This is a genomic window from Pseudomonas sp. SMV7 (assembly GCF_052041995.1).
Lineage (GTDB): Bacteria > Pseudomonadota > Gammaproteobacteria > Pseudomonadales > Pseudomonadaceae > Aquipseudomonas.
This window is the reverse complement of the sequence record NZ_JBKGGT010000021.1, coordinates 57,979-78,294: the sequence shown is the minus strand read 5'-3', so window position 1 is coordinate 78,294 and position 20,316 is coordinate 57,979. Positions and strand designations below refer to the sequence as shown.

Here is a 20,316-nt window from a genome sequence, read left to right as displayed (position 1 = left end):
ATCAGATGAAATGCCTGGCTGATTCATCGGGAAGGTTGTGTATGAGGCTTATTTCCCTGCAATGGCAGCAACCAAACCCGCCGCATACCCCGGCAATGCCGCAAAATCCCGCGCGCACACCAGCAGCCGGCGGTTGGCCCATGGCTCCGCCAGCGCCACCCAGTGCAAGGGCAACATACCCTGCCAGCGCCGCACCGCTGCCAGCGGCACCACCCCCACACCGGCACCGCCGGCGACCATGCGAATCACCCCATCAAACCCTTCGGCCCGCACGCGTACCTGCATCCGTCGCCCCTCGCGCAGGGCTTGCTCTTCAAGGTACAGCGCCAGCGCACTACCGGCGCCGAGGCCGACATAGCCGTGCGCCAGGCTATCGCTGAAGCTGGGCGCGAGCGCACTGGCCAACGGATGGCCCGGCGGCGTCACCAGCACCAGCGGATCGTCGCGAAAAGGGCGGGTCTGCAGGTGCTCGCATGGCGCTGCGGTGGAAACGATGCCGAGGTCGGCCATGCCCCGGGTAATCGCTTGCACGATGCGCAGGCTCGGCAGCTCCTGCACGTCCACGCTGATTCCGAGATTGTCAGCCAGGTAGCTGGCCAGCAGTTCCGGCAGGTATTCGGTGAGCGCCGCCGTGTTGCACAGCAGGCGCACCTGGCCTTGCTGCCCTTGCGCATACTGGCCCAGGTCGAACTGCAGGCGTTCGACCTGCTGCGCTATCAGCCGGGCGTGCTGCAGCAGGGCCTGGCCGGCCGGCGTCGGCTGCACGCCACGGCGGTTGCGTTCCAGCAGGGGGATGCCCAACGAAGCTTCCATGGCGCGAATGCGCGCACTGGCTGCTGGCAGCGACAGGTGGCTGCGGCTGGCGCCGGCGGTGATGTTGCCGCACTCCAGGGTGTGCTGGAACAGCCTGAGGTCGATCAGGTCGAAATGCATCTGGCTCTGTCCTGGCAAGAGTCTGCCTGAGTATATGACAGATTTTCAGCCAGGCCGGCGCGCGCCATCATCGGCTGATGAATACCTTGCTCGCTTTCTATCAGGACCTTGGCCCAGCCCTCGCATCGCTGGTGGTGATGACCTTTCTGCTGGCCGGTACGGTGAAAGGGGTGATTGGCCTCGGCCTGCCGACCATCGCCATGGGCCTGTTGGGCCTGGCTATGCCTCCGGCGCAGGCTGCTGCGTTGCTGATCGTGCCTTCGACCTTCACCAACCTTTGGCAGCTGGCCAGTGGCGGGCATCTGCGGGCCTTGCTGGTACGTCTGGGGCCGATGCTGGCAATGCTCTTCATCGGTACCTTGCTGGGCAGCGCCTGGTTGGGGATCAACAGCGGCCCGTGGGCCAAACAGGCACTGGGCGCGGCCCTGCTGGCCTATGCGCTGTACGGGTTGGTCGGGGCGGGCCTGTGCCTGGCACCGAGGCGCGAGCGTTGGCTGGGGCCGGCCTGCGGCCTGGTGACCGGCGTGGTCACCGCAGCGACAGGGGTATTCGTGATACCGGCGGTACCCTACCTGCAGAGCCTGGCCCTGAACCGTGAGCAGATGGTCCAGGCCCTGGGCCTGTCGTTCACGGTGTCGACGCTGGCCCTGGCCGTTGGCCTGGCCGGGCAGGATGCCCTGGGTGGCCAGGCCCTGGGGGCCTCGCTGCTGATGCTGGCGCCGGCCCTGCTCGGCATGCTGGCCGGGCAATGGCTGCGCCAGCGCATCAGCGCACTGTTGTTCAAGCGTTGTTTCTTCATCGGCCTGGCCGCACTTGGCGGCCATTTGCTGATCAGCGGCTAGCAGACGAGGCGCTGAGCATGTCGATCATCTGGATGTCGAAATCGCGCTCCAGGTAGTCCATGCGCTTTTCGAAGAACGCGGTCATGTGCGGCAGGGCCGAGTGCACATCCAGCGCGGCCTTGTCGGCCCAGACCTCGAAGAACACGAACAGGCTCGGGTCCTGCTTGTCGCGCAGCATGTGGTACTCGATGCAGCCCGGTTCCTGGCGGCTTGGCTCGACGTAGGCGCGGAACAGGGTTTCGAATGCCTCGGCCATTTCCGGACGGGTCTTGGCTTTGAGGATGAAGGCGTACTGCTCAGTCATGGGTCGCTACTCGTTGACGGAAGGTAAGGCGATTCTACGGCAATAATGTGCCAGCCATTCGTGACTTGTGAGCAATTGTATTTTGCCCCCGCGCCACTGTATCCCCTGTCCGCGAGCCCCTAACCTGCCGACCTGAATTTTTCGCGAGGCTCACATGAAAAAGATCCTTCTGCTCAACGGCGGTAAACAGTTCGCTCACTCCGATGGCCGTCTCAACACCACCCTGCACGAAGCGGCCATGGCTCACCTGGATCGCGCCGGTTTCGATGTGCGCCAGACCTTCATCGATGGCGGCTATGACATTCAGGAAGAAGTACAGAAATTCCTCTGGGCCGATGTAGTGATCTACCAGATGCCAGGCTGGTGGATGGGCGCGCCATGGACCGTGAAGAAATACATCGACGAGGTGTTCACCGCAGGCCATGGCAGCCTCTATGCCAACGATGGGCGTACCCGTTCGGACCACTCGCAGAAGTACGGCAGCGGTGGCCTGGTACACGGCAAGCAGTACATGCTGTCGTTGACCTGGAATGCGCCGCAGCAGGCCTTCGACGACCCCAGCGATTTCTTCGAGGGCAAGGGTGTGGATGCGGTGTACTTCCCCTTCCACAAGGCCAACCAGTTCCTTGGCATGACTGGCTTGCCGACCTTCCTGGCGGTGGATGTGATGAAGCGCCCGGATGTGCCGGCGGCGCTGGCGGCCTATGCGCAGCACCTGGACAAGGTATTCGGCAAGGCGCAATAAGTGTTCGACTGTGCCTGCCTCTTCGCGGGCTTGCCCGCTCCCACAGGTACTCCACAAGCCTTCAGGCCTGTCTGATCCCTGTGGGAGCGGGCGAGCCCGCGAAAGGGGCGGTACAGGCAGCGCTGGACTTGGCCTCGACAAGCGGCTATCTAGTCCCTGCAGAGAGCAACCACAGGCGCCGATGTGAAAACCCGATCCGAAGAACTCCAGGTATTCGTCACCGTCATCGACTGCGGCTCGATTTCCGCTGCTGCCGAGCAGATGGGCCAGACCCCGTCCGCCGTCAGCCGCACCTTGTCACGCCTGGAAGGCAAGCTGGGCACCACCTTGGTCAACCGCACCACTCGGCGCATGGACCTGACCGAAGAGGGCCGCTTTTTCCTCGAGCGATCGCGCCTGATCCTGGAACAGATGGACGAGATGGAAGAGCGCCTGTCGATGAACCGCCAGACCCCTACCGGGCGTCTGCGCATCAACGCTGCTGCGCCGTTCATGCTGCACGCCATCCTGCCGTGGATCGGTGAGTTCCGCCGCCAGTACCCCGGCATCGAACTGGAGCTCAACACCGACGACCTGATCATCGACCTGCTCGAGCAAAGCACCGATGTGGCCATTCGTATCGGCGAACTGGCCGACTCCAGCCTGCACGCGCGCAGCCTGGGGTGCAGCCCGGTGCAGGTGCTGGCCAGCCCGGCGTACCTCGAACAGCATGGTACGCCGCAGCGGGTCGAGGACCTGGCCAACCATTGCCTGCTCGGCTTCAGCCAGCCCGAATCGCTCAACCACTGGCCACTGCGCCATGCCCAGGGCGACCGCTGGAGCATCCGCCCGGCGCTGATCGCTTCCAGCGGCGAGACCTTGCGCCAGCTGGCCCTGGCGGGCGAGGGCATCGTCAGCCTGTCGCACTTCATGACCCACGAAGACATCCGCAGCGGGCGATTGCGCGTGTTGCTCAGCGAAGCCAACAACGGCTATCGCCAGCCCATCCATGCGGTGTACTACCGCAATACCCAGCTGGCGCTGCGTATCCAGTGCTTCCTCGATTTCATCCAGCGCAAGTTGGCGATGTACGCCTGCTGAGTTGCCTGAACGCGACATAGCCTGCCCACAGGCGGCGAAACTTCCTGCTATTGATTGCGCAGCGGACACGCTTCGGCCTTACTGACTGCTCAACAAAAACAACACCAAGGAAGTGTCATGCGTATGGTTCCGTTCCAGTACCTGGCTCTCGCAGCCGCGATCCTGAGCTGTTCCTCGGTTCATGCCGCCACCCTGGAGGGCGGTGCAGTGGCCGCGCCCGATCAATATGGTGCACAGGTGGCCGCCGACATCCTCAAGAAGGGCGGCAACGCGGTGGATGCGGCAGTGGCCACGGCGTTCACCCTGGCGGTGACTTACCCCGAGGCGGGCAACATCGGCGGCGGCGGTTTCATGACCCTGTTCGTCGACGGCAAACCCTATTTCCTCGACTACCGTGAAGTGGCGCCCAAGGCCGCCACGCGCAACATGTACCTGGACGACAAGGGGGAGGTCATCGAGAACCTCAGCCTGGTCGGGGCCCGCGCAGCTGGCGTACCCGGCACGGTAATGGGCTTGTGGGAGGCGCACCAGAAATTCGGCAAGCTGCCCTGGAGCGAGCTGCTGACCCCGGCCATCGGCTATGCGAAAAACGGTTTCAAGGTGGCGGAAAAGCAGTACCAGTACCGCAACGATGCCCAGGGCATGTTCAAGACCGCGACCAATTTCAACGACTACTTCGGCAACATGAAGGTCGGCCAGCTGTTCAAGCAGCCAGAGATGGCGCAGACCCTGGAGCGCATCGCCGACAAGGGCGTGAGCGAGTTCTACCAGGGCAAGACCGCCGACCTGCTGGTAGCGCAGATGCAGGCCGACAAGGGCCTGATCACCAAGCAGGACCTGCAGGACTACAAGGCAGTATGGCGTGAGCCGATGGCTGTGAGCTGGCGTGGCAATGTGGTCTATACCGCGCCTCCGCCAAGCTCCGGCGGCGTCGCCCTGGCCCAGCTGCTGGGCATCAAGGAAAACCGCGCGGCGGACTTCAAGGGTGTGGCGCACAACTCGGCGCAGTACATCCACCTGCTGGCCGAGATCGAAAAGCGGGTGTTCGCCGACCGCGCCGACTACCTCGGCGACCCAGCCTTCACCCAGGTGCCGGTGACGCAGCTGGTGGCCAAGGACTACCTGGCCAAGCGTGCCGCACAGGTCAACCCGAAGGCCATTTCCGCGACCGACAAGGTCAGGCCGGGCCTGGAGCCGCACCAGACCACGCACTTCTCGATCGTCGACAAGCAGGGTAACGCGGTCAGCAATACCTACACCCTGAACCTTGATTACGGCAGTGGCGTGGTGGTGAAAGGTGCCGGCTTCCTGTTGAACGACGAAATGGATGACTTCAGTGCCAAGCCGGGCGCGGCGAATGCGTTCGGCGTGGTGGGCGGGGATGCCAATGCCATCGCACCGGGCAAGCGCATGCTGTCGTCGATGAGCCCGAGCCTGATGACCCGCGATGGCAAGGTCGAGCTGGTCATTGGTACGCCAGGCGGCTCGCGGATCTTCACCTCGATCTTCCAGGTCATGAACAACCTGTACGACTACGGCATGCCGCTGGACAAGGCGGTGGCGGCGCAGCGCGTGCACCATCAGTTGCTGCCCAAGGACACCCTCTACTTCGACAGCTACGCGCCGTTGACCGGGCCGGTGGCTGACGAGCTGAAGAAGATGGGCTATGTACTGGAGGACCAGGGCTGGGAGATGGGCGACATCCAGGCGATCCGGGTGAACGGTGCGAAGCTGGAGACTGCTTCGGACCCACGTGGGCGTGGGGTCGGGATGATCGTCAAGTAATAGCTGTTCCAACGCCGGGAGGGCTTTGCCCTCCATCGCGACACAAGGCCCCTTCTACAGGCGATCGCGGTCCCCTGCAGGAGCGGCCTTGTGCCGCGACGGGCCGCAAAGCGGCCCCGAACTGCAGGATCAGACGCGGAACTGGCTGACCAACGTCTGCAATTGCCCGCCCAACCGCGCCAGCTCCACGCTGGAGGCGGCCGTCTCGTCACTGGCCGCCGCCGTCTGCTCCGACACGTCGCGCACATTGAGGATGCTGCGGCTGATCTCTTCCGCCACCGCACTCTGTTGCTCCGCCGCCGCCGCAATCTGCTGGTTCATCGACTGGATGCTCGATACCGTGCTGGTGATGCTCTCCAGCGAGGCCCCGGCCTTGCGTGCCAGCTCGACGCTGCTGTCGGTCAGGGTACGGCTACCGTGCATGGCCGCCGCCACTTGCTGGGTACCGTGCTGCAGGCTGGCGATCAGTTCCTCGATTTCTTCGGTGGATTTCTGCGTGCGCTGGGCCAGCCCGCGCACCTCATCGGCGACCACGGCAAAGCCACGCCCGGCCTCGCCGGCACGCGCTGCTTCGATCGCAGCGTTCAGCGCCAGCAGGTTGGTCTGTTCCGCCACCGACTTGATCACGTCCATCACGCTGCCGATCTTCTGGCTTTCCTGCTGCAGCAGGTTCATGGCCTCGGTGGAGCGGTGCATGTCCTCGGCCAGGCGCTCGATCTGGCCAATTGCCTCGCCCACTACGCGGTCACCGGCGCGGGCTTCGTCATCGGCACCGGTGGCCGCATGGGATGCCTGTTCGGCGTTGCGCGCCACTTCCTGAACGGTAGCGGCCATTTCGTGCATGGCAGTGGCCACCTGGTCGGTCTCGACCTTCTGGCTGTTGGCACCGGCGCTGGTCTGCTCGGTCACCGCTGACAGTTCCTCGGCGGCGCTGGCAATCTGGGTAACGCCGTCGCGGATACCGCTGATCAGCTCGCGCAGGGTAGTGCCCATGCGCGCGATGCCTTGCTGCAGCACGCCCAGTTCATCGCGGCGGGTAACCCGCAGTTGCTGGGTGAGGTCGCCGCTGGCGATCTTTTCCACCGCCACCAGCGTGTCGCGCAGAGGGCGGGTGATCTGCCGGGTGATGAGTACGGCCGCCAGCACGCCGACCAGCAGCGCCAGCAAGGTGGCGATAGCCTGCAGGGTGCGGGCCTGGGCGCTCTCGATGTCGCGGCGTTCCAGCTGGATCTGGTACAGCGCGTCGCTGCGCTTGACGATGTCGGCACCCTGCACGGTCATTTCCGCGCGCGCGGTGGTGATATTGGCGACCGCATCGCGGAACTGGCGCACGGCGTCACGGTAGGCCAGCACCGAGCCTTCGAACTGTTGCAGGCGCGTGTCTTCGCCGGGCAGCTGGCGCTTGAGGCTGTCGATGCCGGCCAGGGCGGCATCCAGCTGGCGCAGGGCGGCCTGTTCGTTGGCGGCGCTGTTGTCGGCGATATAGCCGCGCACGTCGACGCGCACCTGCAGCAGTTGCTGGCGGGCGTTGCTGATCAATTGGTACTGGGCCAGGCGCACGCTGTCGGCTTCGGCGCGTGCCGTGACTTCCTGGCTCAGTGCGTCCATCGCCTGGTCGGCCTTGCTGGCCGAGCTTTCCATGGCCGCACGCGCAGTGCGGGTGGCATCGTAGCCTTGGCGCATCTTGTTCAGCGATACCTTGTAGGCACTGATGGTCTCGCCCAGCTCACCTAGCAGTTTTACGTTATCGGGGCTCTTGAACGTGTTGGCCAGATACGCCTGCTGCTTGCTGAAGGCGTCCAGCTTGGCCTGGGTGTTGGCGGCGGCCGCATCGTCACCGTTGGCGATCATGTACTGCAGGCGGGCAATGCGCAGGTCGGTCAGGTCCTTGTTCAACTGGCCGATATCACCCATCCAGTTGCTGCGGTCGATCAGGCTGCCCAGGCTGGTCCAGCCAGTCAGGGCCAGCAGGCCGGTGAGGATCAGTACCAGGCCGAAGCCCAGGCCCAGTTTGAGGTTGACGCTGATGTTGGCGAACCAGCTGTTCATGCACGCTCTCCAGAAGTTGTTTTCGCTCGATTTGTCTTCGATCGCCAGGCGTTGTTGTTCTGGATGCCTGCTGATTCGTGCAGGGGTTATCGGCCGTGATGAGGGAAGCTGAAACGCTTTTTCAGCAAAAAGATGTACAAGCGCTTTTGGGGTAGGAGCGGCTTCAGCCGCGATCACCGGCACCGCCGGTGCCAGCCACCGCGTCGCCAGCATCGCGGATAAATCCGCTCCTACAATGTTCGCGCCAGCCTGGTAGGGGGCGTCAGAGATTACGCGCGCTGAAGGTATCGCAACTGTTCACCTCACCCTCGGCGAACCCGGCCTTGAACCAGCGTACCCGCTGCGCCGAAGTACCGTGGGTGAACGAGTCCGGCACTACACGCCCGCGGCCCTGCTGCTGCAAGCGGTCATCGCCAATGGCATTGGCGGCGTTCAGGGCTTCCTCGACGTCACCTGGCTCCAGCCAGTTCAGGCGCTTTTGCGCCTGGTAGGCCCACACCCCGGCCAGGCAGTCGGCCTGCAGCTCCTGGCGCACCAGCAAGCCGTTGTCACCTTCCAGGCGTTGGCCACTGCGGCGTGCGGCGTCGACCTTGGCCGACACGCCCAGCAGGGTCTGCACATGGTGGCCGATTTCGTGAGCGATCACGTAGGCCTGGGCAAAGTCGCCGGCGGCCGCGAAACGGGTTTCCATCTCGCGGAAGAACGACATGTCCAGGTATACCCGCTGGTCGGCGGGGCAGTAGAACGGCCCCACTGCCGCTGAAGCAAAGCCACAGGCCGAATTGACCTGGCCGCTGAACAGCACCAGCTTGGGATCGCGATATTGCTTGCCAGCTTCGGCAAACAGGGCTTTCCAGGTATCTTCGGTGTCGCCCAGGATCGAGGCGACGAACTCGGCCTGCTGGTCGTTGGCCGGCGGGGCCTTGCCGCCCACGCTGCTGGGCGCCTGCCGTTGCTGCTGCTCCATCTGGCCAGTGAGCTGGCCAAGAATCTGCAGCGGGTCCTGCCCGGTGAGCCAGCCGATACCGACGATCAGCAGTACTGCGCCAAGCCCCAGCCCCTTGCCGCCGCCGAAACGCATGCCGCCGCCACCGCCACCTTCGCCTCGGGCATCGACCACATTGTCGCTGCGTCGGCCTTTTCGCCATTCCATGAAATGCTCTCCGGAGCGTGAAACAAGAAGACAAAGATTAGTTCACCACTGTGACCGGCGTCAGGCAAACGTGTTCATTCATAACCATCTGGTTATGTCTTAGGCGGCTGATTTCAATATCCACCGCGCGCAGCTTGCCCGAAACTGCAAGTCCGCCTGCCACGCCCAGGCGTTCACACAATTCCAAGAGAGGAAACCGGCATGCCCGCCCAGGACACCAGCCGCTTCGTGATCCGTGATCGCAACTGGCACCCGAAAGCCCTTACGCCTGACTACAAGACTTCCATTGCCCGTTCGCCGCGCCAGGCGCTGGTCAGCATTCCGCAGTCGATCAGCGAAACCACCGGCCCGGACTTTTCCCATTTGGGCTTCGGTGCCCACGACCATGACCTGCTACTGAACTTCAACAACGGTGGCCTGCCGATCGGTGAGCGCATCATCGTCGCCGGGCGCGTCGTCGACCAGTACGGCAAGCCTGTACCGAATACCCTGGTGGAAATGTGGCAGGCCAACGCCGGTGGCCGCTACCGGCACAAGAATGACCGCTACCTGGCACCGCTGGACCCGAATTTCGGTGGTGTCGGCCGTTGCCTGACCGACCGCGACGGCTATTACAGCTTCCGCACCATCAAGCCGGGCCCGTACCCCTGGCGCAACGGGCCGAACGACTGGCGTCCGGCGCACATCCACTTCGCCATCAGCGGCCCATCGATCGCCACCAAACTGATCACCCAGTTGTATTTCGAGGGTGACCCGCTGATCCCGATGTGCCCGATCGTCAAGTCGATCGCCAACCCGCAAGCGGTGCAGCAACTGATCGCCAAGCTCGACATGAGCAACGCCAACCCGATGGATTGCCTGGCCTACCGCTTCGACATCGTGCTGCGTGGGCAGCGCAAGACCCACTTCGAAAACTGCTGAGGACCCCGCCATGCCAATCGAACTGCTGCCGGAAACCCCTTCGCAGACTGCCGGCCCCTACGTGCACATCGGCCTGGCCCTGGAAGCGGCCGGCAACCCGACCCGCGACCAGGAGATCTGGAACCGCCTGGCCAAGCCTGATGCGCCCGGCGAGCATATCCTGCTGATCGGCCATGTGTATGACGGCAATGGCCACCTGGTGCGCGACTCGTTCCTGGAGCTCTGGCAAGCCGATGCCAAGGGTGAATACCAGGATGCCTACAACCTGGAAAACGCCTTCAACAGTTTTGGCCGCACGGCTACCACCTTCGATGCGGGCGAGTGGACTGCACATACGGTGAAGCCCGGCGTGGTGAAAAACGCTGCCGGCGTGCCAATGGCACCGCACATCAACATCAGCCTGTTTGCCCGGGGGATCAACATCCACCTGCATACGCGCCTGTATTTCGATGATGAGGCCGAGGCCAATGCCAAGTGCCCGGTGCTCAACCTGATCGAGCAGCCGCAGCGACGCGAGACCTTGGTGGCCAAGCGCTGCGAGGTGGACGGGAAGACGGCGTATCGCTTCGATATCCGCATTCAGGGGGAAGGGGAGACGGTGTTCTTCGACTTCTGAGTGAAGCCCGGGGCTGCAAGGCAGCCCCGGCTATCTGCAGGTCAGCGCCGAACCAGCAAAACCCCACTTTCCATGTGGTGGGTATACGGGAACTGATCAAACAACGCACAACGCTCGATGCGGTGGGTGTCGTGCAACTGGGCAATATTTGCCGCCAGCGTCTCCGGGTTGCAGGAGATGTACAGGATCCGTTCGAAACGCCGGGTCAGCTCACAGGTGTCCGGGTCCATCCCCGCGCGCGGCGGGTCGACGAATACCGTGCCGAAGTCATAGCCCTTCAGGTCGATGCCTTCCAGCCGACGGAACGGCCGCACCTCATTCAGTGCCTGGGTCAGTTCTTCCGCCGACAGGCGCACCAGCCGCACGTTGTCCACAGCGTTCTCATCGAGGTTGCTCAGTGCGGCATTGACCGAAGTCTTGCTGATCTCGGTGGCCAGCACCTGGCGCACGCGGGTGGCCAGCGGCAAGGTGAAATTGCCGTTGCCGCAATACAGCTCCAGCAGGTCGTCTTCGCGCGCGCCGATGGCCTCGTAGGCCCAGCTCAGCATTTTCTGGTTCACCGCGCCGTTCGGTTGGGTGAACGCACCTTCCGGTTGACGGTAGCTGAACACGCGGCCAGCCACGTCGAGTTTTTCCACCGCGTAATCGCGGCCGATCACCAGGCGTTTGCCCTTGGAACGGCCGATCACGCTGACGCCCAATTCGCCCGCCAGCTGCTGTGCAGCTACCTCCCAGGCCCCGTCCAGCGGGCGGTGATAGCACATCGTAACCATGGCATCGCCCGCCAAGGTAGTGAGGAACTCTACCTGGAACAGCCGGTTGCCGAGTTCTTCGCTGGCCTGCCAGGCCGCCTTCAGGCGCGGCATCAGGGCGTTGATGCGCTGGCTGGCGATGGGGAAGTCGTCGATCAGGATCGCCTTGTGCTTCTCGCCCGGGGCGAACATGGCGTAGTGACGCTGGCCGTCTTCACGCCACAGGCGGAATTCGGCGCGCAGGCGATAGTGCTCGCGCGGCGAGTCGAAGACAGCCGGCTCCGGCGCAGCGAACGGCGCCAGCAGCTCGCGCAGCCGGGCCACCTTGGCGTCCAGCTGGGTGGCGTAGGAAGAGGGGTCGAAAGCAGCACTCATGCGTTGAACCAGCCCAGCTTGATGACGAACAGGATGGAAAGGATCACCAGCGCCGGGTTCAGGTCGCGGTGGCGACCGGAGATCAGCTTGACGGCAGTCCAGGAGATGAAGCCGAAGGCGATGCCGTTGGCGATCGAGTAGGTCAGCGGCATGGCCAGGGCGGTCACCACCACCGGTGCGGCTTCGGTGACGTCGTCCCAGTTTATTTCCGCCAGGCCCGAGGCCATCAGCACCGCGACGAACAGCAGCGCCGGGGCGGTGGCGAAGGCTGGCACGCTACCGGCCAGCGGAGCGAAGAACAGCGCCAGCAGGAACAGCACGGCGACCACGATGGCAGTCAGGCCGGTGCGGCCACCGGCGCTCACGCCGGCGGCGGATTCGATGTAGCTGGTGGTGGTCGAGGTACCCAGCAACGAACCGGCCATGGCCGCGGTACTGTCGGCAATCAGCGCACGGCCCATCTTCGGCATGTGCCCGTCCTTGCCCATCAGCCCGGCGCGCTTGGCCACGCCGATCAGGGTGCCGGAGTTGTCGAACAGGTCGACGAACAGGAAGGCGAAGATGACGCTGACCAGGCCCACGTCCAGCGCGCCGGCGATGTCCAGCTGCAGGAAAGTCGGGGCCAGCGATGGTGGCATGGAGACGATGCCGCCGAACGGCGTCACGCCCATCACGATCGAGGCGATGGTGACGGCAAGAATGCCGATCAGCACCGCGCCGCGCACTTTCAGCGACTCCAGGCCGACAATCAGGAAGAAGCCCAGGGTAGCGAGGATCGGTGCGGGTTGCTTGAGATCGCCCAGGCCCACCAGGGTAGCCGGGTTATCGACGACGATGCCGGCGTTATGCAGGGCGATCAATGCCAGGAACAAGCCGATGCCGGCGGCGATGGCCGAACGCAGCGGTAGCGGGATGCTGTTCACGATCCACTCGCGGATGCGGAAGATCGACAACAGGAAGAACATCACCGCCGACAGGAACACTGCACCCAGTGCCACCTGCCAGGTGTGGCCCATGTGCAGCACCACGGTGTAGGTGAAGAATGCGTTCAGGCCCATGCCCGGTGCCAGGGCGATCGGGTAGTTGGCGATCAGGCCCATGGTCACCGAACCGATGGCCGCGGCCAGGCAGGTGGCGACGAAGATCGCGCCCTTGTCCATGCCGGTCTCGCCGAGGATGCTCGGGTTGACGAAGAGGATGTAGGCCATGGCCAGGAAGGTCGTGACGCCCGCCAGAATCTCGGTGCGCACATTGGTGTTGTGTGCTCTCAGTTGAAACAGCCTTTCCAGCATGCCCGCTCCCCGAGGCGCCCCAGGCGCCATCAATCTATCGACCCCAACAGCAAAGCACAGACCGTACCGGTTGCCGTGGTTTTGTGTGGGGCGGAAAAAAGCCGCGCATCATACCAGCATGCTCGGCACGGGCCTATGGCCATTGGGCAATGGGTTCTGTATAGCCGGTACCGACCCCTGCGCCGGCACGAGCTGTATCTCAGCCGTTATGCAACCGATCCCGCCTGGCCAGGGTCGGGAACAGTTTTATCCACACCCCGGTTACCAGCAGGGTGCCGACGCCGCCCATCACTACCGCTGGCACTGTGCCAAACCAGTGCGCCGTCACCCCCGATTCGAACTCGCCGAGCTGATTCGAGGCACCAATGAACAGGCCGTTCACCGCACTCACCCGCCCGCGCATCTCATCCGGCGTTTCCAGCTGCACGAAGGCGCCGCGGATGACCATGCTGATCATGTCTGCTGCGCCCAGTACCACCAGCACCGCGAGCGAGAACCAGAACGAGGTCGACAGGCCGAAGGCAATGGTCGCCACGCCGAATACACCCACTGCCGTGAACATCGTTCGCCCCACGTTGCGCTCGAACGGGAAACGCGCCAGCCACAGCGACATCAGCAACGCCCCCACCGCCGGCGCCGAGCGCAGCAGGCCCAGGCCCAGCGGCCCGGTCAGCAGGATGTCCTTGGCGAACACCGGCAGCAGCGCGGTGGCCCCACCGAGCAATACGGCAAACAGGTCGAGCGAGATGGCGCCGAGGATATCCGGCCGGCTGCGGATGAAGCGGATGCCGGCCAGCAGCGATTCGATGCTGGCACGCCCTCGCTGGGCTACCTGGCCGCGTGCCTCCAGGCTCAGGGTCAATAGGCAGGCGATGGCGTACAGGGCCACGGTCGGGCCGTACACCCAGATGCTGCCGAAGGCATACAGGAAGCCGCCCACGGCGGGCGCCACGATGGTGGCCGACTGGGTAGCCGATGCTGATGCCGCCACCGCGCGTGGGAACAGCCCGGCTGGCACCACGTTGGGCAGCAACGCCTGGGTCGCCGGCATCTCGAAGGAACGCGTGGCGCCGAGCAGGAAGGCCAGGGCGAAGATCAGTTCGCGGGTGACGTTGTCGGTGGCGCTGCCCACTGCCAGTGCCAGGGCGATCAGGCCCTGCAGGCTCTGGCACAAGGCGGCGACCTTGCGCCGGTCATAGCGGTCGGCGACATGCCCGGTGTGCAGCATGAACAGCACACGCGGGGCGAACTCGACCAGGCCGACCAGGCCCAGGTCGAGCACATTGCCGGTCAACTGGTAGAGGTGCCAGCCAATGGCCACGGTGAGCATCTGGAAGCCGCTGGCAGTGAACACGCGGGCCAGCCAGAAGGCCAGGAAAGGTCGGTGGTGACGTAGCAACTGGGGAGCGGAATCGGACATCGGAAACCTGGGGCCTCGGCGCGGTAGAGGGGCTCGCAGCGTATCATCTGTTTGTAACAAATGGTTGCTGTTTGCCCGGGTCGGCACTTTTCCAGGCCTTTTTGAAGAGGGTGGGGCAACCGGTCACGCGGCAATCAACCGCACGGCCCGGCGTGCCATTCAGGACTATGCTTTCTAGCATTCGTTGATCTGGATCAATCGTTGCCTTTGCAACGGTTGGCCGACGACGTGGCCCTCCGGGCCGGAATCCCTGCGATCGAACAGAACAATTCCAACACGCCGCACTCGATAACCGTGGGGGCAGTGGGCGACGGGGCCAGCGGCCCGGACGCCGGATTATCTGAAGAGGAAGCACCATGTTCGGAATAGAGGCCCTAGAGCTCGCCCGAATGCAGTTTGCCTTTACCGTTTCGTTCCACATCCTGTTCCCGGCCATCACAATCGGCCTGGCCAGCTACCTGGCAGTCCTTGAAGGCCTCTGGTTGCGGACCGACAAGCAGGTCTACCGTGACCTTTATCATTTCTGGTCGAAGATCTTTGCCGTCAACTTCGGCATGGGCGTGGTTTCCGGGCTGGTCATGGCCTACCAGTTCGGCACCAACTGGAGCCGCTTCTCCGACTTTGCCGGTGCCATCACCGGCCCCCTGCTCACCTACGAGGTGCTGACCGCGTTCTTCCTCGAGGCCGGCTTCCTCGGCGTCATGCTGTTCGGCTGGAACCGTGTCGGCCGCGGCCTGCATTTCTTCTCCACGGTGATGGTCGCGCTCGGCACGCTGGTCTCGACGTTCTGGATCCTCGCGTCCAACAGCTGGATGCAAACCCCGCAAGGCCACGAGATCATCGATGGCCGGGTGGTGCCGGTGGACTGGCTGGCGGTGGTGTTCAACCCTTCGTTCCCCTACCGCCTGATGCATATGGCCACCGCCGCGTTCGTTGCCACGGCGTTCTTCGTCGGTGCCTCGGCGGCCTGGCACCTGCTGCGCGGGCGTGACAACCCGGCGGTGCGCAAGATGCTGTCGATGGCCATGTGGATGGCCCTGATCGTGGCGCCGATCCAGGCGGTAATCGGTGATTTCCACGGCCTCAATACGCTCAAGCACCAGCCGGTGAAGATCGCCGCGATCGAAGGCCACTGGGAGAACGTGCCCGGCGAGCCGACCCCGCTGATCCTGTTCGGCATTCCTGACATGCAGGCCGAGACCACCCGCTTCAAGCTCGAAATCCCGGCGCTCGGCAGCCTGATCCTGACCCACAGCCTGGACAAGCAGGTGCCGGCGATGAAGGAATTCCCGCCGGAAGACCGGCCCAACTCGACCATCGTCTTCTGGTCATTCCGGATCATGGTCGGGCTGGGCCTGTTGATGATCTTCGTTGGCCTGTGGAGCCTCTGGCTGCGCAAGCGCGGTACGCTTTATACCTCGCGCCCGTTCCTGCACCTGGCCTTGTGGATGGGCCCGTCCGGGCTGATCGCCTTGCTGGCCGGCTGGTTCACCACCGAAATCGGCCGCCAGCCGTGGGTGGTATACGGCCTGATGCGGACGGCGGACGGGGTGTCCAACCACAGCTACGCCCAGCTCGGCTTCACCCTGGTGGCCTTCGTGGTGGTGTATTTCGCCCTGTTCGGTACCGGCCTTGGCTACATGATGCGCCTGGTGCGCAAAGGCCCGCAGACCGGCGAAGGTGACCAGCACAGCAGTGGTGGCCCAGGCACCAAACGCACCCCGGCGCGGCCGCTGTCCGCCGCCGATGATGGCCGTGAGGCCAACTCCGTCAGCCTGAGCAAGGAAAACTGAGCCATGGGTATCGACCTTTCGCTGATCTGGGCCGTGATCATCATCTTCGGCGTGATGATGTACGTGGTGATGGATGGTTTCGACCTGGGAATCGGCATGCTCTTCCCGTTCGTCAAGGGCGAGCGTGACCGCGATGTGATGATGAATACCGTCGCCCCCGTGTGGGACGGTAACGAAACCTGGCTGGTACTGGGTGGTGCGGGGCTGTTCGGCGCGTTTCCGATGGCCTACTCGGTGGTGCTGGAGGCGCTGTACCTGCCGTTGATCCTGATGCTGATTGGCCTGATCTTCCGCGGCGTGGCCTTCGAGTTCCGTTTCAAGGCCAAGGACGACAAGCGCCATATCTGGGACAAGGCGTTCATCGGGGGCTCACTGGTGGCCACTTTCTTCCAGGGCGTGGCCTTGGGCGCGTTCCTCGAGGGCTTCAAGGTGGTCGACCGGCATTTCGCCGGAGGTACGCTCGACTGGCTCACCCCGTTCAGCCTGTTCTGCGGCCTGGGGCTGATCGTTGCCTACACCTTGTTGGGCTGCACCTGGCTGATCATGAAGACCGAAGGGGCGCTGCAGCAGAAGATGCACGACATTGCCCGCCCGCTGGCGCTGGTGTTGCTGGTGGTGATCGGCATTGTCAGCCTGTGGACGCCGATCGCCTACCCGCAGATCGCCGACCGCTGGTTCAGCATGCCTAACCTGGTCTGGTTCATGCCGGTGCCGATCCTGGTGCTGGTGACCTTCTATGGCTTGCTCAAGGCGGTGGCGCGCAATGCCCACTACACGCCGTTCCTGCTCACCCTGGTGCTGATCTTCCTCGGCTACAGCGGCCTGGGCATCAGCCTGTGGCCGAACATCATCCCACCGTCGATCTCGATCTGGGATGCCGCGGCGCCACCGCAGAGCCAGGGCTTCATGCTGGTCGGCACGCTGTTCATCCTGCCGTTCATTCTCATGTACACCTTCTGGAGCTATTACGTGTTCCGCGGCAAGGTTACCCACGAAGACGGCTATCACTAGGAGGGCCGCATGATGACCGGCAAGCATGGCTTGGAAGATAAGAAGCCCCTGTGGCAGCGGCTGGGCTGGCTGCTGCTGATCTGGGCCATGAGCGTGGCAGCGCTGGGCGTGGCGGCCTGGGTGATGCGCCTGTTCATGGGGGCAGCGGGGTTGACCACCCATTGAACCGCTGGGGGCGCTTTGTGCCCCTTTCGCGACACAAGGCCGCTTCTACAGCGAGACGCGACTGAATGATCGCGATCCCTGTGGGAGCGGCCTTGTGCCGCGAAAGGCGCGCAAAGCTGCCCCAAAGGCCTACTTGCGGGCTTTCAGGATGACGAACTTGGGCGTAGCCGCCACCTGCTCCACGCCACGGAACAACCGCGCCAGCTTGCTGTGATAACCCAGGTGCCGGTTGCCCACGATATACAGCGCCCCGCCCACCACCAACGCCTCACGCGCCTGCTGGAACATGCGCCAGGCAAGGAAATCGCCCACCACCTGCTGCTGGTGGAACGGCGGGTTGCACAGCACCACCTCCAGCGACTGCCTTTCTACCCCGGCCAACCCGTCGGCTGCTTCGAACCGAGCCGGGCGCTCGCCCAGTGCGGCCTGCCAGTTTTCCCGTGCCGATTGCACGGCCATGTACGACTCATCAACCAAGGTGTATTGCGCATCCGGATTGGCCATGGCGCTGGCAATCGCCAGTACACCGTTGCCGCAGCCCAGGTCCGCCACCCGCGCACCGCCGAGGTCGCGTGGCAGGTGCGGCAGGAAGGCGCGGGTGCCGATGTCCAGGCCTTCACGGCAGAACACGTTGGCGTGGTTGACCAGCTCCAGGGCCGGTGTGTCGAGGCGGTAGCGGCTGGGGTAGGGCGAACGCGCGGCTGGCCGTGTGGCCACTGTAGCGGTCAGCAAGCGGGCTTTTTTCTGCGCCAGCGAGGCCTGCACCGGGCCGATGTATTGCTCCAGCAGGTCACCGGCAGCCCGTGGCAGGTGCTTGATCATCGCCCCGGCAATCACCTGGGCACCGGGCGCCAGGTGGCCTTGCAGGCGGATCAGTTGCTCTTCGAGCAGGGCCAGGGTCTTGGGTACGCGAACCAGCACGCGGTCGAGCGAGCCTTGCCAGGTTTCGCTGGCCGGGACGAAGGGCACACTGTCGAACGCCAGGCCATTGCGCGCCAGGTTTTTTTCCAGGGCCAGGTGCGCCAGGTGCGAATCGCCACTGCTGATCACGTGCAGCTTGCCCGCCAGGCTGGCAGCCAGGGCGCCGAAGCTGTCATTGAGCACCAGTACCCGGCAATCGGTCGCCGGGGCCTGTTCATGCAAGTGCGCAAGCAGGTACTCGTCGGCGGCATCGAAAGCCTGCAAGGGGTCGTTGGCCTGTTCCGGCTGGCGGATCAGGTCGAGTTCGGCGTAGGGGGTGGTCAACAGGGGCATGGCGTCTGGCTCGGCAGCGAATCTGCCCGTTGCGGTTCGCCCCGGGCTTTGCCGGGCGATTCTACAGGGCTTTGCCCAAGGTCGCAGGTTTGCCGGTCAGATCCAGCCGCGCATGGCGGCAATGGCAATGGCGCCGGCCTTGTTGGCGGCGTTGGTCTTGGTGATCACGCTGCGGATATGGAAATTCACCGTGCTTTGCGACAGTGACAGGATGCAGGCCACGTCGGCAGCGGTCTTGCCGGCGGCTGACCATTTCAGTACTTCCAGTTCCCGCTCGCTCATCCTCGGCTGGTGCAGGCACAGTGCATTGAGGTGGTGTTCGCCAAGCACCGCATGCAGGATGTGGCACAGCCACTGGACACTGCCGGCCTTGCGATAAAATTCGTCTTCGTCGATGCGGCCAGCGGGCCTGGCCACGCTGATCTGGCTTTCGTTGTGCTGCAAGTCGTGCAGTGACTGGGTCCAGCCATGGCGCAGGCCGCACTGGCAGGCCATTTCACGAAAATTCGGAACCTCGCGGTAAAGGTCGTCGGTCCAGAGCACGGGCATGGTCGAGTTGTGGCATGCGTTGGCAGCCGGGTCCTGCATGTAGAGCTCGTCGCGCTGGTACCACTCGATCCACCTGTTTGGATAGTTACTGTAAAGGTACAGCCGCGGCGTTTGTGTAGCGACCTGGATGCGAATGTTCAACCCAAGGTATTCCATGCCCAGATTCTGAGCCAGATGCACTGCGATATCGAATAGCTTTCTGGGGTTGCGCTCAGAGACAAACGCTTGAAGATGTTCGGGTTTCCATTGGGACATCGGAACTACTCCCTGTTGATGCTGTTTCCAATCCGTTTGGGCACCCGAAAGATTGTAGAAAAAACCTACCGGAGCGTTGGGATTTTTTTGTTATAGCGGGACGGTTTTCTGTAACGCCGGCACCTTCAGCTTCGGTGAGGCCCTACAAAGCAGTGGTTTTTATCCGCGCCACTTTGCGCGACACTGTGCGCACGCCAAACCTGGAGCCCGACATGACCGCTAGCGCCGAAAAGTTCACCCGCCAGACCCTGCTCGATGTTCAGCCGCTGACGGCGAACCTCTTCAGCCTGCGGGTTACGCGCGACGCGGGGTTTCGCTTCCGTTCCGGGCAGTTCGCCCGCCTGGGCGTGACCAAGGCTGATGGCAGCGTGGTCTGGCGCGCCTATTCGATGGTCAGCGCGCCGCATGACGAGCACCTCGATTTTTTCTCCATCGTGGTGCCAGGTGGCGAATTCACCAGCGAGCTGAGCCGGCTGGCGGCGGGCGATACCTTGCTGATCGACCGCCAGGCCTTTGGCTTCCTCACCCTCGACCGCTTCGTCGGTGGCCGCGACTTGTGGCTGCTGGCAACCGGTACCGGTATTGCGCCGTTCATGTCGATTCTGCAGGACTTCGAGGCCTGGGAGCGTTTCGACAACATCAAGCTGGTGTACTCGGTGCGCGAAGCGAAAGAGCTGGCCTATGTGGAAGAAATCGCCGGGCTGGAGCAGCGCGATTACCTGGCCGAGTTTGCTGGCAAGTTGCAGTTCATTCCGGTAGTGACCCGCGAGCAGCACCCGGGTGCCTTGAATGCGCGCATTACCACGCTGATCGAGAATGGCGAGTTGGAAAAGGCGGCGGGGCTGGAGCTGTCAGCGGAACATTCGCGGGTGATGCTGTGCGGTAACCCGGAGATGGTCGACGAGACGCGCAAGGTGCTGAAGGCGCGGGACTTGCAACTGAGCCTTAGCAAGCGGCCGGGACAGGTGGCGGTGGAAGCCTACTGGTAAGGGTGATTGGGGCTGCAAGGCAGCCCCGGCGAT

General features: G+C 63.8%; 19 protein-coding genes and 1 pseudogene. 10 read left to right on the top strand and 10 right to left on the bottom strand.

The window, feature by feature from the left end; translation table 11 throughout:
- Positions 1-48 precede the first annotated feature (48 nt).
- Positions 49-933, bottom strand: a complete 885-nt coding sequence (locus ACLEJP_RS21800) for a LysR family transcriptional regulator (protein ID WP_440809765.1) — start codon at positions 931-933, stop codon at positions 49-51.
- A 77-nt stretch (positions 934-1,010) separates the two neighbouring features.
- On the opposite strand from ACLEJP_RS21800, the gene ACLEJP_RS21795 reads away from it, so the two are divergent.
- Entirely contained in the window at positions 1,011-1,775 is a 765-nt protein-coding gene (locus tag ACLEJP_RS21795; protein WP_440809763.1) for a sulfite exporter TauE/SafE family protein, read from the top strand.
- On the opposite strand, the gene ACLEJP_RS21790 is transcribed toward ACLEJP_RS21795, so the two are convergent.
- Complete coding sequence (locus tag ACLEJP_RS21790) at positions 1,765-2,079, bottom strand: putative quinol monooxygenase (RefSeq protein ID WP_225779269.1); 315 nt, start codon at positions 2,077-2,079, stop codon at positions 1,765-1,767. The genes ACLEJP_RS21795 and ACLEJP_RS21790 overlap by 11 nt on opposite strands.
- Before the next feature lie 154 nt (positions 2,080-2,233).
- On the opposite strand from ACLEJP_RS21790, the gene ACLEJP_RS21785 reads away from it, so the two are divergent.
- The 3 genes from ACLEJP_RS21785 to ggt all read left to right on the top strand — a co-directional run bounded on the left by ACLEJP_RS21785 (position 2,234) and on the right by ggt (position 5,689).
- Positions 2,234-2,824, top strand: a complete 591-nt coding sequence (locus ACLEJP_RS21785) for an NAD(P)H-dependent oxidoreductase (protein WP_440809761.1) — start codon at positions 2,234-2,236, stop codon at positions 2,822-2,824.
- A gap of 183 nt (positions 2,825-3,007) precedes the next feature.
- Positions 3,008-3,904: a LysR family transcriptional regulator gene (locus ACLEJP_RS21780; RefSeq protein ID WP_440809759.1), complete on the top strand. Its 897-nt coding sequence runs from the start codon at positions 3,008-3,010 to the stop codon at positions 3,902-3,904.
- A gap of 117 nt (positions 3,905-4,021) precedes the next feature.
- Positions 4,022-5,689: a gamma-glutamyltransferase gene (gene ggt / locus ACLEJP_RS21775; RefSeq protein ID WP_440809757.1), complete on the top strand. Its 1,668-nt coding sequence runs from the start codon at positions 4,022-4,024 to the stop codon at positions 5,687-5,689.
- 129 nt (positions 5,690-5,818) lie between these two features.
- Here the strand turns inward: ggt and ACLEJP_RS21770 are convergent, their stop codons facing one another.
- The 3 genes and pseudogenes from ACLEJP_RS21770 to ypfJ form a co-directional block, all read right to left on the bottom strand.
- A complete protein-coding gene (locus ACLEJP_RS21770; protein ID WP_440809797.1) occupies positions 5,819-6,682 on the bottom strand; it encodes a methyl-accepting chemotaxis protein in 864 nt (287 codons plus the stop codon).
- A pseudogene (locus tag ACLEJP_RS21765) lies at positions 6,674-7,603 on the bottom strand (methyl-accepting chemotaxis protein); the annotation flags it as partial. The gene ACLEJP_RS21770 and the pseudogene ACLEJP_RS21765, both read right to left, overlap by 9 nt.
- A gap of 397 nt (positions 7,604-8,000) precedes the next feature.
- Positions 8,001-8,891, bottom strand: coding sequence for a KPN_02809 family neutral zinc metallopeptidase (gene ypfJ, locus ACLEJP_RS21760; protein WP_186685472.1), 891 nt, complete (start codon positions 8,889-8,891; stop codon positions 8,001-8,003).
- Between the two features lie 201 nt (positions 8,892-9,092).
- Here ypfJ and pcaH point away from each other — a divergent pair, with 201 nt between their 5' ends.
- Positions 9,093-9,812: a protocatechuate 3,4-dioxygenase subunit beta gene (gene pcaH / locus ACLEJP_RS21755; RefSeq protein WP_186685470.1), complete on the top strand. Its 720-nt coding sequence runs from the start codon at positions 9,093-9,095 to the stop codon at positions 9,810-9,812.
- Positions 9,813-9,822: 10 nt separating this feature from the next.
- Positions 9,823-10,428 (top strand): protocatechuate 3,4-dioxygenase subunit alpha, encoded by a 606-nt coding sequence (gene pcaG, locus ACLEJP_RS21750; protein ID WP_440809754.1) that lies wholly within the window; start codon positions 9,823-9,825, stop codon positions 10,426-10,428.
- 41 nt (positions 10,429-10,469) lie between these two features.
- On the opposite strand, the gene trmA is transcribed toward pcaG, so the two are convergent.
- From trmA to ACLEJP_RS21735, 3 genes are all read right to left on the bottom strand, one after another.
- Positions 10,470-11,555: a tRNA (uridine(54)-C5)-methyltransferase TrmA gene (gene trmA / locus ACLEJP_RS21745; protein ID WP_440809753.1), complete on the bottom strand. Its 1,086-nt coding sequence runs from the start codon at positions 11,553-11,555 to the stop codon at positions 10,470-10,472.
- Positions 11,552-12,847 (bottom strand): NCS2 family permease, encoded by a 1,296-nt coding sequence (locus ACLEJP_RS21740; protein ID WP_225779262.1) that lies wholly within the window; start codon positions 12,845-12,847, stop codon positions 11,552-11,554. The genes trmA and ACLEJP_RS21740 overlap by 4 nt, the downstream gene beginning before the upstream one ends.
- Positions 12,848-13,046: 199 nt before the next feature.
- Positions 13,047-14,267 (bottom strand): MFS transporter, encoded by a 1,221-nt coding sequence (locus ACLEJP_RS21735; RefSeq protein WP_440809751.1) that lies wholly within the window; start codon positions 14,265-14,267, stop codon positions 13,047-13,049.
- A gap of 356 nt (positions 14,268-14,623) precedes the next feature.
- Here ACLEJP_RS21735 and ACLEJP_RS21730 point away from each other — a divergent pair, with 356 nt between their 5' ends.
- The 3 genes from ACLEJP_RS21730 to ACLEJP_RS21720 are packed head-to-tail and all read left to right on the top strand — an operon-like array spanning position 14,624 to position 17,236.
- Entirely contained in the window at positions 14,624-16,060 is a 1,437-nt protein-coding gene (locus ACLEJP_RS21730; RefSeq protein ID WP_289130878.1) for a cytochrome ubiquinol oxidase subunit I, read from the top strand.
- Between the two features lie 3 nt (positions 16,061-16,063).
- Positions 16,064-17,071, top strand: a complete 1,008-nt coding sequence (gene cydB, locus ACLEJP_RS21725; protein ID WP_225779259.1) for a cytochrome d ubiquinol oxidase subunit II — start codon at positions 16,064-16,066, stop codon at positions 17,069-17,071.
- Between the two features lie 9 nt (positions 17,072-17,080).
- Positions 17,081-17,236, top strand: a complete 156-nt coding sequence (locus ACLEJP_RS21720) for a DUF2474 domain-containing protein (RefSeq protein ID WP_012274180.1) — start codon at positions 17,081-17,083, stop codon at positions 17,234-17,236.
- Between the two features lie 129 nt (positions 17,237-17,365).
- On the opposite strand, the gene ACLEJP_RS21715 is transcribed toward ACLEJP_RS21720, so the two are convergent.
- Positions 17,366-18,490 carry a methyltransferase gene (locus tag ACLEJP_RS21715; protein WP_440809747.1) on the bottom strand — a complete coding sequence of 375 codons (1,125 nt, stop codon included), beginning with the start codon at positions 18,488-18,490 and terminating at the stop codon, positions 17,366-17,368.
- A 96-nt stretch (positions 18,491-18,586) separates the two neighbouring features.
- Positions 18,587-19,294, bottom strand: a complete 708-nt coding sequence (locus tag ACLEJP_RS21710; RefSeq protein WP_440809744.1) for an autoinducer binding domain-containing protein — start codon at positions 19,292-19,294, stop codon at positions 18,587-18,589.
- Positions 19,295-19,506: 212 nt separating this feature from the next.
- On the opposite strand from ACLEJP_RS21710, the gene ACLEJP_RS21705 reads away from it, so the two are divergent.
- Positions 19,507-20,283: a ferredoxin--NADP reductase gene (locus ACLEJP_RS21705; RefSeq protein ID WP_440809742.1), complete on the top strand. Its 777-nt coding sequence runs from the start codon at positions 19,507-19,509 to the stop codon at positions 20,281-20,283.
- Positions 20,284-20,316 lie beyond the last annotated feature (33 nt).

Excerpts from the sequence above, each read along its gene's own strand:
- trmA (WP_440809753.1), bottom strand. The coding sequence starts at position 11,555 with ATGAGTGCTGCTTTCGACCCCTCTTCCTACGCCACCCAGCTGGACGCC.
- ACLEJP_RS21785 (WP_440809761.1), top strand. The coding sequence starts at position 2,234 with ATGAAAAAGATCCTTCTGCTCAACGGCGGTAAACAGTTCGCTCACTCC.
- ACLEJP_RS21795 (WP_440809763.1), top strand. The coding sequence starts at position 1,011 with ATGAATACCTTGCTCGCTTTCTATCAGGACCTTGGCCCAGCCCTCGCA.
- ypfJ (WP_186685472.1), bottom strand. The coding sequence starts at position 8,891 with ATGGAATGGCGAAAAGGCCGACGCAGCGACAATGTGGTCGATGCCCGA.
- ACLEJP_RS21715 (WP_440809747.1), bottom strand. The coding sequence starts at position 18,490 with ATGCCCCTGTTGACCACCCCCTACGCCGAACTCGACCTGATCCGCCAG.
- ACLEJP_RS21705 (WP_440809742.1), top strand. The coding sequence starts at position 19,507 with ATGACCGCTAGCGCCGAAAAGTTCACCCGCCAGACCCTGCTCGATGTT.
- ACLEJP_RS21730 (WP_289130878.1), top strand. The coding sequence starts at position 14,624 with ATGTTCGGAATAGAGGCCCTAGAGCTCGCCCGAATGCAGTTTGCCTTT.
- pcaH (WP_186685470.1), top strand. The coding sequence starts at position 9,093 with ATGCCCGCCCAGGACACCAGCCGCTTCGTGATCCGTGATCGCAACTGG.
- pcaG (WP_440809754.1), top strand. The coding sequence starts at position 9,823 with ATGCCAATCGAACTGCTGCCGGAAACCCCTTCGCAGACTGCCGGCCCC.
- ggt (WP_440809757.1), top strand. The coding sequence starts at position 4,022 with ATGCGTATGGTTCCGTTCCAGTACCTGGCTCTCGCAGCCGCGATCCTG.
- cydB (WP_225779259.1), top strand. The coding sequence starts at position 16,064 with ATGGGTATCGACCTTTCGCTGATCTGGGCCGTGATCATCATCTTCGGC.
- ACLEJP_RS21720 (WP_012274180.1), top strand. The coding sequence starts at position 17,081 with ATGATGACCGGCAAGCATGGCTTGGAAGATAAGAAGCCCCTGTGGCAG.
- ACLEJP_RS21740 (WP_225779262.1), bottom strand. The coding sequence starts at position 12,847 with ATGCTGGAAAGGCTGTTTCAACTGAGAGCACACAACACCAATGTGCGC.
- ACLEJP_RS21790 (WP_225779269.1), bottom strand. The coding sequence starts at position 2,079 with ATGACTGAGCAGTACGCCTTCATCCTCAAAGCCAAGACCCGTCCGGAA.
- ACLEJP_RS21800 (WP_440809765.1), bottom strand. The coding sequence starts at position 933 with ATGCATTTCGACCTGATCGACCTCAGGCTGTTCCAGCACACCCTGGAG.
- ACLEJP_RS21710 (WP_440809744.1), bottom strand. The coding sequence starts at position 19,294 with ATGTCCCAATGGAAACCCGAACATCTTCAAGCGTTTGTCTCTGAGCGC.
- ACLEJP_RS21770 (WP_440809797.1), bottom strand. The coding sequence starts at position 6,682 with ATGGGCACTACCCTGCGCGAGCTGATCAGCGGTATCCGCGACGGCGTT.
- ACLEJP_RS21735 (WP_440809751.1), bottom strand. The coding sequence starts at position 14,267 with ATGTCCGATTCCGCTCCCCAGTTGCTACGTCACCACCGACCTTTCCTG.